Annotated in this window: 9 protein-coding genes; 2 read left to right on the forward strand and 7 right to left on the reverse strand. The window is 58.0% G+C overall.

Annotated features, from left to right (window positions below):
* Positions 1–23 precede the first annotated feature (23 nt).
* The 5 genes from CE636_RS07510 to ompK36 all read right to left on the reverse strand — a co-directional run bounded on the left by CE636_RS07510 (position 24) and on the right by ompK36 (position 5,780).
* Positions 24–1,667 (reverse strand): multidrug ABC transporter permease/ATP-binding protein, encoded by a 1,644-nt coding sequence (locus CE636_RS07510; RefSeq protein WP_017899303.1) that lies wholly within the window; start codon positions 1,665–1,667, stop codon positions 24–26.
* 74 nt (positions 1,668–1,741) lie between these two features.
* Entirely contained in the window at positions 1,742–2,395 is a 654-nt protein-coding gene (gene alkB, locus CE636_RS07515; RefSeq protein ID WP_017899302.1) for a DNA oxidative demethylase AlkB, read from the reverse strand.
* Entirely contained in the window at positions 2,395–3,459 is a 1,065-nt protein-coding gene (ada, locus tag CE636_RS07520) for a bifunctional DNA-binding transcriptional regulator/O6-methylguanine-DNA methyltransferase Ada (RefSeq protein WP_017899301.1), read from the reverse strand. The genes alkB and ada overlap by 1 nt, the downstream gene beginning before the upstream one ends.
* A 73-nt stretch (positions 3,460–3,532) precedes the next feature.
* The gene (gene apbE / locus CE636_RS07525) at positions 3,533–4,585 is read right to left on the reverse strand and encodes an FAD:protein FMN transferase ApbE (protein WP_017899300.1); all 1,053 of its coding nucleotides are present in this window, start codon (positions 4,583–4,585) and stop codon (positions 3,533–3,535) included.
* 103 nt (positions 4,586–4,688) lie between these two features.
* Positions 4,689–5,780 (reverse strand): porin OmpK36, encoded by a 1,092-nt coding sequence (ompK36, locus tag CE636_RS07530; protein ID WP_017899299.1) that lies wholly within the window; start codon positions 5,778–5,780, stop codon positions 4,689–4,691.
* A gap of 772 nt (positions 5,781–6,552) precedes the next feature.
* On the opposite strand from ompK36, the gene rcsD reads away from it, so the two are divergent.
* Together rcsD and rcsB are read left to right on the forward strand one after the other, a co-directional pair.
* A complete protein-coding gene (rcsD, locus tag CE636_RS07535) occupies positions 6,553–9,210 on the forward strand; it encodes a phosphotransferase RcsD (protein ID WP_017899298.1) in 2,658 nt (885 codons plus the stop codon).
* Between the two features lie 15 nt (positions 9,211–9,225).
* Positions 9,226–9,876: a response regulator transcription factor RcsB gene (gene rcsB / locus CE636_RS07540; RefSeq protein ID WP_004201684.1), complete on the forward strand. Its 651-nt coding sequence runs from the start codon at positions 9,226–9,228 to the stop codon at positions 9,874–9,876.
* Positions 9,877–9,921: 45 nt separating this feature from the next.
* Here rcsB and rcsC read toward each other — a convergent pair whose 3' ends face one another.
* Together rcsC and gyrA are read right to left on the reverse strand one after the other, a co-directional pair.
* Positions 9,922–12,762: a two-component system sensor histidine kinase RcsC gene (gene rcsC / locus CE636_RS07545; protein ID WP_017899297.1), complete on the reverse strand. Its 2,841-nt coding sequence runs from the start codon at positions 12,760–12,762 to the stop codon at positions 9,922–9,924.
* 131 nt (positions 12,763–12,893) lie between these two features.
* A complete protein-coding gene (gene gyrA, locus CE636_RS07550; protein ID WP_004201688.1) occupies positions 12,894–15,527 on the reverse strand; it encodes a DNA topoisomerase (ATP-hydrolyzing) subunit A in 2,634 nt (877 codons plus the stop codon).
* Positions 15,528–15,565 lie beyond the last annotated feature (38 nt).

The following is a 15,565-nucleotide window of genomic DNA, read 5'->3' on the forward strand; positions in this document are numbered from 1 at the left end:
TTTCCCCGGGCGCGCAGCGTGAATCAGGCCGTGCGGGCCACCGCATCGCGGGAGGCCTGCGCCCGCTCTTCGCCAGTGAGCTCGGACAGCTGCCCGGCACGCATCTCCAGCAGGCGATCGGCGTGCTGGAAGTAGTGATCGTCATGGCTGATGGCAAACACGGTTTTCCCCATCTGCTTCATCAGCGGCAGCAGGACCTGGTAGAACTCGCGGCGGAAATGCGGATCCTGATCCGCCGCCCATTCATCCAGCAGAATGATATCCCGGGACTCGGCCAGCGCCAGCAGGAGCGCCACGCGCTTCTTCTGCCCTTTCGACAGCCGAAGGTCGCCGATCTTACCGTTTTCCAGCTGCAGCTTGTGGGCCATTTGCAGACGCTCCAGCCACGTTGCCACCAGCGCCGGATCGGCCTCCTCGCCCTGCGGCCCGAGCAGACGGTCGAACAACCAGACGTCAGTAAACACCGCGGAGAACAGTTTGCGGTACGCCTCCGGTTTATCCGCCGCCAGCGGCTGGCCGTCCACCAGAATCTGACCGGAAACCGGCTGATACAGGCCGGTCAGGAGCATCGCCAGGGTTGATTTGCCGCTGCCGTTGCCGCCGATGAGAAACACCAGCTCGCCGCGTTTTAGCGTCAGATTAAGCGGCCCTACCGCAAAGCGCTGGTCCGGATAATGGAAGGTGACATCGCGCAGCTCCAGCGTCTGCCAGTCAGCCTGCGGCTGCGGCCGGGGGAAATCGGCCCGGTAAGGGGCGAGCGAGAACTGGCGCAGCTTGTTGAACGCCACCTGGGCGCTAAGCAGCGTGGGCAGCGCGCCGACGGCGGAGAGCAGCGGCGTGCGCAAAAACAGCAGCGTCAGGGAGTAGGTCGCCGCCACGGCGGTATCGGCCCAGCCGAGGCTGTTGGCCATCCAGAACACCAGCCCGATGGCGCCAAGCATCATAATATTCGACCAGTTGACCGCGCTGAGATGGAAGGTATCGGCGCGAACGATGTGGTGCCGGTAGTCGCGGGCGTCCGGGAGATAGAGCTGATTAAACACATACTCCGCGCGCTCCCGGTTGAGGGTCAGCTCTTTACGCCCTTCCAGCACCGTCTGGTAGTCGTGATAGAGCTTATCTTCCGTTTCGCGCAGGCTGGCCATATGTTTGTACACCCGCGACACCAGCACAAAGCCACCCCAGATGGTGAGCGCCATCCACAGCGCCGTCACCAGCATCATTTTTCCTGACAGCCAGGCCAGATAAGCGGCGGAGCCGAAGGTGAGAATGATCCCCTGCACCAGCTCAGGGAGGCGTACAAAGGCGATGGTAATATTGCGGATATCGCTGGTCAGCCCGGCAAGCAGCGACGCGCTGCCGATCTTCTCCACCTGTTCAATCTGGGTATCGAGGATGCGTTTCACAAACTCGCCGCGCAGGCGAAAAACAAAATGGTGGCCGAGGGTGGTCAGCGCCAGCTGCGAGCCCAGGGTCACCGCCATTAACAGCCCCAGCAGGCCAAGAAATTCCGGCAGCACCCGCAGCGAGGTATCGACAGTGGCGATCAGGCGCATGTTAATAAAAGCGATTAAGCCGATACCCAGCGCGGCGCTGAGCAGGCTAAGGGCAATAACGCCCAGAAACGGCCAGCGATACTGGCGCCAGACGAGAGAAAGAAGTTCCATAACAGGCTATCCGGAAAAGCAAAACAGCCAGCAGTTTAAACGGCTCGCCGGTGACATCAAGAATAATTCTTATTTTAATCGCCGGGACGGCCCGCCTGCCGAAAGGTGAGGTTATATCGACAGTCGCCGGTCTCGGGATGATGGCCCGCTTTCAGCGGCTGAATGCCATGATAAAACAGGCGCGACTCCCCGCCCCAGACCACCACATCGCCATGCTCCAGCAACAGCCGCTGCAGCGGGTCGCTGCGCTGCAACCCGCCAAACTGAAAGATGGCCGGCAGGCCCAGGGAGACCGAGACGATCGGCGCCCGCAGATCCTGTTCATCTTTATCCTGATGCAACGACAGCTTTGCGCCGGGCTGGTAGCGGTTAATCAGACAGGCGTCGGGGGAAAAGCCCGGATAGCCGCCGGCCGCGGCTGCCGCCAGCGCCAGTTCATGGAACACGGCCGGCATCGGCGGCCAGGTGTGACGGGTGACCGGATCGACCGGGGCGTAGAGGTAGCCGTGGCGATCGGTGGTCCAGCCCAGCCGGCCGCAGTTGGTCATCGCCACCGACATGGTGTACCCGCCCGGCGTGACCATCTGGCGAAACGGCGACTGGCGGGCGACGTCGGCAATCGCCTGCAGCAGCCCTGGGGCACGCTCGCGGGCAAAGCGGCGAAGCACCACCGCGCCGGGGGCCAGCGGCTCCTGCCACGGTGGGGTATCGCTAAACAGATCGAGCATTACTCCTCCTCTCGTTGCGCCTCGCGCGCCAGCAGCTGCGCTTTTCGCGCCGTTCCCCAGCGATAACCGGATAGCGCGCCATCTTCACGCACCACCCGATGGCAGGGAACGATCACCGCCAGTGAATTCGCCGCGCAGGCGCCGGCCACGGCTCTTACCGCCCGCGGCTGGCCAATATGCTCGGCCACCTGGCGGTAGCTTCGGGTCTCCCCCGCCGGGATCTGCCGCAGCGCCTGCCAGACCTGCAGCTGGAACGCGGTGCCCCGCAGATCCAGCGGCAGCGACACCGGCCGCCGGCTGTCGTCGAGGTGGGCGAAAATCTCCGCCATCTGACGACGAAACTCAGGGTCGCCCTGACGCAGCTCGGCGCGGGGAAAGCGCTGACGCAGATCGTCGAGCAAAGCAGCATCGTTATCACCCGGCAGCACAGCGCAGACGCCGCGTTCACTTTGCGCCACCAGGCAGCGGCCCAGCGCACAGTCGCCTGTCGTCCAGGTCACCACGGTGGCGGCGCCGCCGCGGCGAAACTGGCTAGCGGTCATCCCTAAGGCGGCATCGGCCTGGCGATAATAGCTGCTGCTGTCGGGAAAGCCGGCCGCCAGCGCGGCGCGGGTCACCGGTTTCCCCTGCTCCAGCGCCTCCCGCAGGCGTCGCGCGCGCCACGCCTGCTGCCAGGCTTTCGGGGTCATACCGGTGACGGATTTGAATAAACGGTGGAAATGAAACGGGCTGACCGCCAGCTCGCACGCCAGCGCCTCGAGGGTCAGGGGCGCCTCCTGCTCCAGCAGCCGACAGGCCTGCGCCACCTTGTCGATCCTTTGCTGCTGCGGAGAGTCTTTATCCGGCTGGCAGCGTTTGCAGGGGCGGAATCCCGCCGCCACGGCAGCAGCGACGTCAGCAAAAAAGCGCACGTTTTCCCGCCGCGCGCGCCGCGAGCGGCAGGAGGGACGGCAGCAGACGCCGGTGGTCAGTACCGCAAAGACGAACTGACCATCGGCCCGGGTATCACGCTCGCAGACCGCCTGCCAGCGGCGGTCATCGGTATCGGCAACTATCGGTTTCATCACGGGTCTCCTGCTGTAAGTGTATCCTCAGTCTGCGGTAAAGCCCGCAGCAAAAAACCCGCAATCTTGCTTTTTAATTTTTTTCGCCGACGAGGAAGGTACGGAACTGCGGCGACATCCAGGTTTTAAAGCCCTCCCCCTCTTTGACGATCATGTAGACCGCCAGGCCCTGCTCGCGCACCACCTGCTGCGCTTTTTCCGGCCCCAGCACCATCAGCCCGGTATCCCAGCCGTCCGCCTCCAGCGCCGTTGGCGCAATGACGGTCACGGAGACCAGCTTATGGGTTATCGGCTGCCCGGTCTGCGGATCGATGACGTGCGAGATACGTTTGCCATCGAGTTCATAGTAGTTGCGATAGCTGCCGGAGGTGCTGATGCCGTGACCATTGATGTCGACAATCGCCTGAACGGCGTTTTCCTGGTCGGTCGGTTTCTGGATCGCCACCCGCCAGGGCTTACCTTCGCCGTTCATCCCGCGGCTCACCAGCGCCCCGCCCACCGACACCAGATAGCGGGAGATCCCTTCCTGCTCCATCAAGCGCGCGAGGTGGTCGGCGGCATAGCCTTCCCCCACGGTGGAGAGGTCGACAAACAGATCGGGAATATCTTTTTGCAGGAACTGCCTGCCGCTCTGATTGATAACCTGCAGATGCTGCAGGCCGGTGCGCGCTTTCGCCGCGGCGATCGCCTGCGCATCCGGAGTGGCGACCGGCTGTTTATCCGGGCCAAAGCCCCACAGGTTGACCAGCGGCCCGACGGTGATATCCATCGCGCCATGCGTTTTGGCGCCAATCCGCAGCGACAGGGTCACGATGTCCGCCATCGCTTCGCTCACCGGCCAGGGCCGGGTATCCGTCGCGTGGTTGAAACGCATCAGCGCCGAGTCGTTTTTCCAAGTCGACAGCAGGCGATCGTCGGCGTCCAGCTGGGCCTGAACCTTGGCGCGCAGCGCCTGCGCCTTTGCCTCATCCACGCCGATAACGCTGACCCGCCAGAAGGTGCCCATTGTTTTACCATCCAGTACGGTGGCCGTTGAGGCGGGTGTCGCGGGAGTGGTGGCTGAATCGCAGCCAGAGAACAGTACGCAGGCGCCCAACAGCGCGGCGCGAAAGAAAGTCATATCCATTAATCGAGGCTCCTCTTACCAGGGCGACAAGAGTATACCAGCGAGGTTAAACCAGACATAAAAAAAGGCGCCGGAGGCGCCTTTTTGTTATGCAGCTTGCAACTTAGAACTGGTAAACCAGGCCCAGTGCAACCACGTCGTCGGTAGAGATACCGGCGTTGCGGGTGAAGCTGTTGTCGTCCAGCAGGTTGATTTTGTAATCAACATAGGTGGACATGTTTTTGTTGAAGTAGTAGGTCGCGCCCACGTCAACATATTTCAGGATGTCCTGGTCGCCGTAGCCTTCCAGATCCTTACCTTTAGACTGCAGGTAAGCCACGGACGGACGCAGACCGAAGTCGAACTGGTACTGAGCAACCACTTCGAAGTTCTGCGCTTTGTTAGCAAAGCCCAGAGAACCAGCGCGGGTCGCGTTGTAGGTCTGGGTGTACTGAGTGGCCAGGTAGATGTTGTTCGCGTCGTATTTCAGGCCGCCGGTGTAGGTTTCAGCGTTGTCGCCGTTACCCAGAACCAGGTTGTTCTGATCGTCGGTACGTTTAGAGTGAGAGTACGCGAAACCAGCGCTGATGCCATCAAAGATGTCATAAGTTACAGAGGTACCGAAGCCGTCGCCGTTCTGTTTCTGAGCGCCACGACCGTTGTTGGTCGCGCCTTCGCCGCTGACGCTGCCGTTTTTACCCTGGTACTGCAGAGCAAAGTTCAGGCCGTCAACCAGACCGAAGAAGTCAGAGTTACGGTAGGTTGCAACGCCGTTAGCACGGGACTGCAGGAAGTTGTCAGAACCGTAGGTGTCGCCGCCGAATTCCGGCAGAACGTCGGTCCAGGACGTTACGTCGTATACTACGCCGTAGTTACGACCGTAGTCGAAAGAGCCCGCGTCGCCAAATTTCAGACCGGCGAATGCCAGACGAGTCCATGCCTGATCGCTGGAGCTTTCAGTGTTGTTCGCCTGAACGTTGTATTCCCACTGGCCGTAACCGGTCAGCTGGTCGTTGATCTGAGTTTCGCCTTTCACGCCTACACGCATGTAGGTCTGGTCGCCGTCGACGCTCTTGTCGTCAGAGAAGTAGTGCAGACCGTCAATTTTACCGTACAGGTCTAATTTGTTGCCGTCTTTGTTATAAATTTCAGCCGCATTTGCTGCGCCTGCTACCAGCAGAGCCGGTACCAGGAGGGACAGTACTTTAACTTTCATGTTATTAACCCTCTGTTTGTTATATGCCTTTTATTATGCCACTGCTTACTGATTACCCTTCTAATCAGTCGGCTATTTCATTGTGCTGCAAAATGCAGAATAATCCAACAAGAATATGATACTAAAACTTCTAAGATGTTTCAAAGTTCCCACAAGATGTTTCAATTTGTAAATATGGCGGAACTTTTTTTTACCCCAAAATGGCCAGGGAAATACGCACTAATAATCAAAAAAATTATTTAGCTATTTAAAATCAACAGGATATACAAAACTAAGCCTATAGCACTGAATGGTAAAACAAAATGATCATCGGTGACTAAAATAACAGTCGCTATCATCATTAACTTTATTTATTACCGTCATTCAGTTCTGAATGTCTGTTTACCCCTATTTCAACCGGATGCCTCGCATCCGGTTTTTTTTACCCTTCTTTACACAACTTTAATTTATCTGTGCTACAGCCAATGATTCCCTAACGACTATTAATCAATCAATTAGGCCGTCTTTTGCGCTTATTCTGCCAATGTCTTGTTATTTCGTGCGATTCCTGGCTTTTGTTTCTGTCAATATCGTCACTGGTCAGTCTTGCGGACGCGGTTTCATTTACGCTTCGTTTCTAAGATAATTCCTGGGCGGTATCGCGCCGCTGGCACCAATCTGTAGTATGGATTTACGCCATTAGCCTTTATACTGCCTGCAGCATCTGCTTTGTTGCCAGTTACTCTGGCGCTACATCCTGTTTACAAACAATGATGAGTCGTTCAGCCACAAGATGACCCCGAAAAAATTCTCTCTGATCCCCGGCAACATCAGCCGCTTCTTCATTTTGATGGTTATTGTCCTGCTGGCGACGATGGGGGTGATGATTCAAAGCGCCGTCAATGCCTGGCTGAAAGAGAAGAGCTATCAGGTAGTTGATGTCTCCCATGCCCTGCACCAACGCATTGATACCTGGCGCTATGCCACCTGGCAGATCTACGACAATATCGCCGCCACCTCCGCCAACACCGCCAGCGGCGGTCTGCAGGAGACGCGTTTAAAGCAGGACGTGTACTATCTGGAGAAGCCCCGGCGTAAAACCGAAGCCCTGATCTTTGGCTCCCACGACAGTTCGACCCTCGAGATGACGCAGAAAATGTCCGATTATCTCGATATTTTGTGGGGCGCGGAGACCATTCCGTGGTCGATGTACTATCTCAATGGGCTGGACAATAGCCTGATCCTTATCTCCACCCTGCCGTTGAAGGACCTCTCCTCAAGCTTTAAAGAGTCAACGATCAGCAGCGTGGTGGAATCCCGGCGCGCGGAAATGCTGCTGCAGGCCAATACCCTTGATGAGCGCGAGACCTTCTCGCCGCTGCGCCATCTTGCCTGGCAGAACGCGCACTACTTCACGTTACGTACTACCTTCAATCAGCCAGGACACCTGGCAACGGTGGTCGCCTTCGACCTGCCGATTAACGATCTGATCCCGCCGGGCATGGCGCTGGATAGCTTTCGTATCGAGCCTGATCCCACGCAAAATGTGGCCGCCAGCCCCGAGAAAGAGGCTAGCGATCATATCGGGATCACCTTCAACGGCATGCAGATTGACATCGCCACCGACATCAGCACCACCGGTATGCAGTTAGTGTGGACAGTACCGATGAGCACCATGCTGCTGGAATCCCTGCAAAACATTCTTCTGCCGCTGCTGCTTAACATTGGCCTGCTGGCGCTGGCGCTGTTCGGTTTCACGACCTTCCGGAATTATAAAGGTCGCAGCAGCACCTCGGGCGCCGGGCTCCCCTCCGCCGCCAATAGCGAACTGCGTTTACTGCGCGCCCTTAATGAAGAAATTGTTTCTTTGCTGCCGCTGGGGCTGCTGGTCCACGATCAGGAAGCCAACCGAACGGTGATCAGCAACCCGATTGCCGACCATCTGCTTCCGCACCTGAATCTGCAGAACATCACTAACATGGCGGACCAGCATCAGGGGGTGATCCAGGCCACCGTCAACAACGAACAGTATGAGATCCGCCAGTATCGCAGCCAGGTTGCGCCGCGCACGCAGATCCTGATTATCCGAGACCAGGACCGCGAAGTGCTGGTCAATAAAAAGCTCAAACAGGCCCAGCGCTTGTATGAGAAAAACCAGCAGGGCCGGACGACCTTTATGCGGCATATCGGCAGCGCCCTGAAGCAGCCAGCCCTTAACCTGGCGGCTGAGGCAGCGGCGCTCGACGGCGCGGAGAGCCGGATGCTGGCGCAGCATGCCGATGAGCTGGTCAAACTGATCGATGATATTCAGCTCGCCAACCTGCTGGAAAGCGATGCCTGGAAAACCAGCCAGTCGCTGTTCTCGGTGCAGGAGCTGATCGACGACGTCGTACCGGAGGTGCTGCCGGCGATGAAGCGCAAGGGGCTGCAGTTGCTTATCAATAACGCGCTGCCTGCCGGCGAGCAACGCTATGGCGACCGTGAAGCCCTGCGGCGCACGCTGGTACTGCTGATCCAGTATTCCATCACCACCACGCCTATCGGCAAGATCACCCTCGACGTCTGCCAGGAAGAGTCGGCCAGCGATCGCCTGACCTTCCGCATACTGGATACTGGCAACGGGGTCTCGGCAAACGAGATCGACAATATGCACTTCCCGTATCTCAATGAGACTCAGAGCGATCTGTACGGCAAAGCGAACGCCCTTACCTTCTGGTTATGTGACCGTATGACGCGCAAGCTGGGCGGGCAGTTGACCATCAAAGCGCGGGAGTCGCTGGGGACTCGCTATAGCCTGCATCTGAAAATGCCGGCCAGCGAAGAGGCGCCAGAGGCGGGAGAACATCTGCTGGATGACGTTATCGTCCTGCTGGATGTGACCTCCAGCGAAGTACGGCGGATTGTCACCCGCCAGCTGGAGAGCTGGGGGGCGTCCTGCATCACGCCGGACGATCGAGCGACAAGTCAAGCGTTCGATCTGTATTTAACGGATAATCCGTCTAATCTTACTGCTTCGGGCTTGCTTTTAAGCGATGATGAGGTTGGGATACGCAAAATCGGCCCGGGCCAACTGCGGGTCAACTTTAATATTAGCACGGCGATGCAGGAGGCTATCCTGCAGCTTATTGAGCAGCAGCTGGCGGAGGAGGCGGTTCAACCCGCCACCTCAGGAAACGAGAGTAACGCCGAACTCCATGCCAGCGGCTATTACGCACTGTTTGCCGATACGGTACCGGATGATGTTCAGAGATTGTATACTGAAAACGAAGCGGGTGATTTTGCTGCTCTGGCGCAAACCGCCCACCGCCTCAAAGGGGCATTTGCTATGCTTAATCTGATACCCGGCAAGCAGTTATGTGAAACGCTTGAGCATCTTATTCGCGAAAAGGATGCGCAAGGCATAGAAAAATATATCAGCGACATTGACGCTTACGTCAAGAGCTTGCTGTAGAAGGTAGCCTTATACATGAACACTATGAACGTAATTATTGCCGATGACCATCCGATCGTACTGTTCGGTATTCGTAAGTCACTTGAGCAAATTGAGTGGGTGAACGTCGTTGGCGAGTTTGAAGACTCCACGGCCCTTATCAACAATCTTCCGAAGCTGGACGCCCATGTGCTGATCACCGATCTGTCCATGCCCGGTGATAAATACGGCGACGGGATCACGCTGATCAAATACATCAAGCGCCACTTCCCGGATCTGTCGATCATTGTTCTGACCATGAACAATAACCCGGCGATCCTCAGCGCGGTGCTGGATCTGGATATCGAAGGGATCGTCCTCAAGCAGGGGGCGCCGACCGATCTGCCTAAAGCGCTGGCCGCGCTGCAGAAAGGGAAGAAATTCACCCCGGAAAGCGTCTCTCGTCTGCTGGAAAAAATCAGCGCCAGCGGCTATGGCGATAAACGCCTGTCGCCGAAAGAGAGCGAAGTGCTGCGTCTGTTCGCCGAAGGCTTCCTGGTGACCGAGATCGCCAAAAAGCTGAACCGCAGCATCAAAACCATCAGTAGCCAGAAAAAGTCGGCGATGATGAAGCTGGGCGTCGAAAACGACATCGCCCTGCTGAACTACCTCTCCTCCGTCTCGCTGAGCTCGACGGACAAAGAGTAATCCCGACGCGCTCTCCGTCTCGCCCCGGCGAGACGGAGCTCCCGATTATTCCCGCCCTTTACGTACCCGCGCCGCATATACCGTCAGCGTTTGCTTCAGCACGTCAAGCGTCACCGGCTTGGACAGACAGCTGTCCATCCCCGATTCCAGACAGCGCTGCTTCTCTTCCGCCAGGGCATTGGCCGTTACGCCAATCACTGGCAGCGTCAGGCCAAGCTGACGAATGCGCTGCGTCAGGCGATAACCATCCATATTAGGCATGTTGACGTCGCTGAGCACAATATCGATGTGCTGCTTGCTGAGAACGTTGAGCGCGTCGACCCCGTCGTTGGCGGTCACGCACTGGTAGCCGAGCGATCCCAGCTGATCCGCCAGCAGGCGGCGGTTGATCGGATGATCGTCGACCACGAGAATCATCATGTCGTCGTTATTGCCGACCTGCGCCTCCGGCGCCATCAGCGCCCGGCTATTCTCCGCACTGGCCAGCGCGACGTGGAAAATACGTCCCAACAGCGGCAGCAGTTCATGCGGCGTCGTCACGCTATGCAGCCACTCGCCGGCGGCCCGCTCCTGCGGAATACCGATATGACGACGGCAGAAGATGACCATCGCCCTTCCCTGCCAGCCGCTCAGCGCTTCATCGTCAGTGAGTAAGACATCCTCGGCGTCCGGGGTTTCTCCGGCATGGCGGCGTACCGTCAGGCCGTGATAGCTGAGCAGCGAGGTGACGAACATCGCCAACGAGGTGTTGTGGATGGCCAGCCAGCAGGTCTTGCCAGCGAAACCGTCCGCCGTCACCTGCGGCGTGTTCTGCACGCCATACAGCGGGATGCGGATGGTAAAGCGGCTGCCCATTCCCGGCTCCGTTTCCACGGCGATATCGCCATCCATCATGCTGATCAGTTTTTCGCAGATCGCCAGGCCAAGGCCGGTGCCCTGGAAGTTGCGCTGCACGCCGGTCCCCACCTGGAAGAAAGGGTCGAAGAGGCGCAATACCTCTTTCGCCGGGATCCCCTCCCCGGTGTCGCGGACGCTAATCTGCAGATAATCTCCTGCGCACTGAACGTGCAGGATAATGCAGCCGGTGTCGGTGAACTTGATCGCATTGCTCAGCAGGTTTGAGATCACCTGCTGCAGACGCATCGGGTCGCCTGACATCTGTTCCGGAACGTCCGGTTCGATAAAGCAGTACAGACCCAGCTGCTTGCGCACCACCAGCGGCAGATAGTTGGCGGAGATATGGTTCATGACCTCGCGCGGGGAAAATTCCCGCGGCTCGATCTTCAACTGCTCGGACTCGATTTTGGAGAAATCGAGAATATCGCTGATGATTTTCAGCAGCAGGCTCGAGGAGTTGTTCATCGCCGTCACCAGGCGATCGACGCCTTTCGGCAAGGCTTTAGTCTGCAGCAGATCGAGGTTACCGATGATGCCATACAGCGGGGTACGCAGCTCATGGCTGACGGTGGCAAGGAACATCGATTTCGACTGGCTGGCCTGCTCCGCCGCCTGGGCCATCTCCTGCAGCGACTCCTCCATCTTCACGCGGGCGGAAACGTCCACCAGCACGCAAATCGCCACGTTTTCATTGCGATAGCGCGAGTGGACAAAGCTAATCTGCAGGTTGGTATGGTTGCTGGTCAGCACATCGACAAAGTTGACCTGCTGGCCGCAGATAATCTGCGTCAGCCGCTGGCGGTCCTCGTGGGTCAGCATGTTCAGATAGTTGTGCGCCAGCTCGTTACTGAGAATGTTGGTCCCGTCGAGGGTGCGCAGAATACAGATCCCCACCGGGGCGGAGGCCACGATTTTGCGGTTGAACTGCTCATGCTCTTCCAGCCGTTGAGCGTCATTTTCCGCCGGGATAAAAATGCGCCGCTCATACATCCGCGCCAGCGCAAACAGCATCGCGCCGCTGAGGATATTGAGAACGATGGCGTTGATGATCAGCATGCGGATCCGCTCCAGCACCTGGTCTACCGAGACGGAATAGACGATGCTCAGGGAGGACGGCGCGAGGCTTTTCTTCAGCACCAGCTCGCGGAAACCCGTGCTGTAGCCAAACCACATTCGCTCCTGCATCCACTTCGCTTCGCTCTGGACTTTGCCTTCCGCGCCGGCCAGCGAGATCAGCGGCTGGCCGTTATCGTCGAAGATCGTCACGCTCATCGGCAGGCTGCCCGGCGTAAAGAAGCTTTCCATGCGGATGGTCTGCTCCACGCCGAGCATCGCCTGCAGGCGATTGGCCATATAGATCGGCGTCAGGGCGTAAAAGTAGCCCACCCCGGGGCGCACGCCCTGACTTATCCAGAACAGGTTGTTGCCGCGCTCGTTTTGCGGCGCATTGCGGTATTGCTCAATGCGTTGATGCAGGACTTTCAGCGCCTGATCGCGCTCAATCGGCACGTCCCTCAGGCCAAAGTTGGCCATACAGAGATTATCGCTGCCGATGAGAAAGATGCGGTTAAGGTCGTAGGCGGCGGTAAAATTATCCCGCCAGTAGCGCATAAACCACGCCAGTGATTGGAGCGAATTACGCCATGCACTACTCATTGCGCTGCAGTCGGAGTCAGGATACAGGGGTTCAAAGCTGGGGATCGCAATATCGCCGCTTTGCCCTTGCGCTACCGCATCCCCTGCCGACAGCCGGTTACCGGCGACATACTTGAGCTCTTTAATCACGTCCGCCGTACGCTGAATGTAGCGCTGGGCCTGATCGGCATTGAGATTGAGCTCCTGATGGATCTCGGCTTCCCGCTCGTGTAGCGCGTTGACGATATAAAACACAGAGACAAACGCAATCAGCAGCCACAGCAATACCGCCAGCGCTCTGAACAGATAACGTGAAACCTTCAGGGTTGTGTGGAAAGAGGCAAGATATTTCAATGTGGCGATGCTCGGCCGTCAGGGACTCAACAGAATGGGGTTAAAGTAGCGGTAAACCGGCTTTGCCGCAATGTTAATGCAAAAAGGGCCGGGAGAATACCCGGCCCTTTCAGAACATTTACCTGGGACGATTACTCTTCGTCTTCGGCGATGTCGTCATCGGTATCTGCTTCCGGGGCGATATCATCATCGCCTTCCGCCGCGCTACCGTCGATGGCGTCCAGTTCTTCGTCGTCTACCGGCTCAGCGACGCGCTGCAGACCCACCACGTTTTCATCTTCCGCGGTGCGGATGAGGATCACGCCCTGGGTGTTACGGCCCACGATGCTCACTTCGGAAACGCGGGTACGCACCAGCGTCCCGGCGTCGGTGATCATCATGATCTGATCGCAATCATCCACCTGTACGGCGCCGACCACGGAACCGTTACGCTCGGTGACTTTGATCGAGATAACGCCCTGGGTGGCACGCGACTTGGTCGGATACTCAGCCGCGGCGGTACGTTTACCGTAACCGTTTTGCGTCACCGTCAGGATCGCGCCTTCGCCGCGCGGAATAATCAGCGAGACGACGCTGTCGTTTTCCGCCAGCTTAATGCCGCGTACGCCGGTGGCGGTACGGCCCATGGCGCGAACGGCATCTTCTTTGAAGCGCACGACCTTGCCGGCCGCGGAGAACAGCATCACTTCGTCCTGACCAGAGGTCAGATCGACGCCGATCAGCTCATCGCCTTCGTTCAGGTTCACCGCGATGATGCCAGCGGAACGCGGACGGCTGAACTCGGTCAGCGCGGTTTTCTTCACGGTACCGCTGGCGGTGGCCATAAAGACGTTAACACCCTCTTCGTACTCGCGGACCGGCAGGATAGCGGTGATACGCTCATCGGCTTCCAGCGGCAGCAGGTTGACGATCGGACGACCGCGCGCGCCGCGGCTGGCTTCCGGCAGCTGATAGACCTTCATCCAGTACAGACGACCGCGGCTTGAGAAGCAGAGGATAGTGTCATGGGTGTTGGCCACCAGCAGGCGGTCAATAAAGTCTTCTTCTTTAATGCGCGCTGCCGATTTGCCTTTACCGCCACGACGCTGTGCTTCGTAGTCGGTCAACGGCTGATACTTCACATAGCCCTGATGCGACAGGGTGACCACCACGTCTTCCTGGTTGATCAGATCTTCGATGTTGATATCAGCGCTGTTGGCGGTGATTTCGGTACGACGTTCGTCGCCGAACTGGTCGCGGATCAGCTCCAGCTCTTCGCGAATCACTTCCATCAGACGGTCGGCGCTGCCGAGGATGTGCAGCAGTTCCGCGATCTGTTCCAGCAGCTCTTTATATTCGTCGAGCAGTTTTTCATGCTCAAGGCCGGTCAGTTTCTGCAGACGCAGATCCAGAATCGCCTGAGCCTGCTGCTCGGTCAGGTAGTATTTACCCTCGCGCACGCCGAACTCTGGCTCCAGCCATTCCGGACGCGCGGCGTCATCACCGGCACGTTCCAGCATCGCCGCGACATTACCGAGATCCCACGCCTGGGCAACCAGCGCCGCTTTCGCTTCAGCCGGGGTCGGCGCGCGACGGATCAGTTCGATAATCGGGTCGATGTTGGCCAGCGCCACGGCCAGCGCTTCGAGGATATGCGCCCGGTCGCGCGCTTTGCGCAGTTCGAAAATCGTACGACGGGTCACCACTTCGCGGCGGTGGCGCACGAAGGCGGCGATGATGTCTTTCAGGTTCATGATCTTCGGCTGGCCATGGTGCAGCGCAACCATGTTGATACCGAAGGAGACCTGCAGCTGGGTCTGGGAATAGAGGTTGTTGAGCACCACTTCCCCTACCGCGTCGCGCTTCACTTCAATCACGATGCGCATCCCGTCTTTATCAGACTCATCACGCAGCGCGCTGATGCCTTCCACGCGTTTTTCTTTTACCAGCTCGGCGATTTTCTCAATCAGGCGCGCTTTGTTCACCTGATAAGGAATTTCATGCACGATGATGGTTTCGCGGCCGGATTTGGCGTCCACTTCCACTTCCGCGCGCGCGCGGATGTAGACTTTACCGCGACCGGTGCGGTAGGCCTCTTCAATGCCGCGACGGCCGTTGATAATGGCGGCGGTCGGGAAATCAGGGCCAGGAATATGCGCCATCAGCCCTTCAATGCTGATGTCTTCGTCGTCGACATAAGCCAGACAGCCGTTGATCACTTCCGTCAGGTTATGCGGCGGTATGTTGGTGGCCATCCCGACGGCGATCCCGGAGGCGCCGTTTACCAGCAGGTTAGGAATTTTGGTCGGCATGACGTCCGGAATACGCTCCGTACCGTCATAGTTGTCAACGAAATCGACCGTCTCTTTTTCAAGATCGGCCATCAGCTCATGAGCGATTTTCGCCAGACGAATTTCGGTATAACGCATCGCCGCGGCGGAGTCGCCGTCGATGGAACCAAAGTTACCCTGGCCGTCCACCAGCATGTAACGCAGCGAGAACGGCTGCGCCATACGGACGATGGTGTCGTATACCGCGGAGTCGCCGTGCGGGTGGTATTTACCGATTACGTCACCAACGACACGGGCTGATTTTTTATAGGCTTTGTTCCAGTCATTGCCCAATACGTTCATGGCGTAAAGTACGCGACGGTGTACCGGCTTCAGGCCATCTCGGACATCCGGCAGCGCACGGCCAACAATGACCGACATCGCATAATCCAGATAAGAGTTCTTAAGCTCTTCCTCAATGTTGACCGGTGTAATTTCTCTCGCAAGGTCGCTCATCTAACCGCTATCCCTCTACTGTATCCCGGATTCAAAGG

This window comes from Klebsiella sp. LY, assembly GCF_004010915.1.
In the GTDB taxonomy this organism is placed as follows: domain Bacteria; phylum Pseudomonadota; class Gammaproteobacteria; order Enterobacterales; family Enterobacteriaceae; genus Klebsiella; species Klebsiella quasipneumoniae.

Coding starts and splice junctions, on each gene's coding strand:
- alkB (WP_017899302.1), bottom strand. CDS start 2,395: ATGCTCGATCTGTTTAGCGATACCCCACCGTGGCAGGAGCCGCTGGCC.
- apbE (WP_017899300.1), bottom strand. CDS start 4,585: ATGGATATGACTTTCTTTCGCGCCGCGCTGTTGGGCGCCTGCGTACTG.
- ompK36 (WP_017899299.1), bottom strand. CDS start 5,780: ATGAAAGTTAAAGTACTGTCCCTCCTGGTACCGGCTCTGCTGGTAGCA.
- CE636_RS07510 (WP_017899303.1), bottom strand. CDS start 1,667: ATGGAACTTCTTTCTCTCGTCTGGCGCCAGTATCGCTGGCCGTTTCTG.
- rcsD (WP_017899298.1), top strand. CDS start 6,553: ATGACCCCGAAAAAATTCTCTCTGATCCCCGGCAACATCAGCCGCTTC.
- gyrA (WP_004201688.1), bottom strand. CDS start 15,527: ATGAGCGACCTTGCGAGAGAAATTACACCGGTCAACATTGAGGAAGAG.
- rcsB (WP_004201684.1), top strand. CDS start 9,226: ATGAACACTATGAACGTAATTATTGCCGATGACCATCCGATCGTACTG.
- ada (WP_017899301.1), bottom strand. CDS start 3,459: ATGAAACCGATAGTTGCCGATACCGATGACCGCCGCTGGCAGGCGGTC.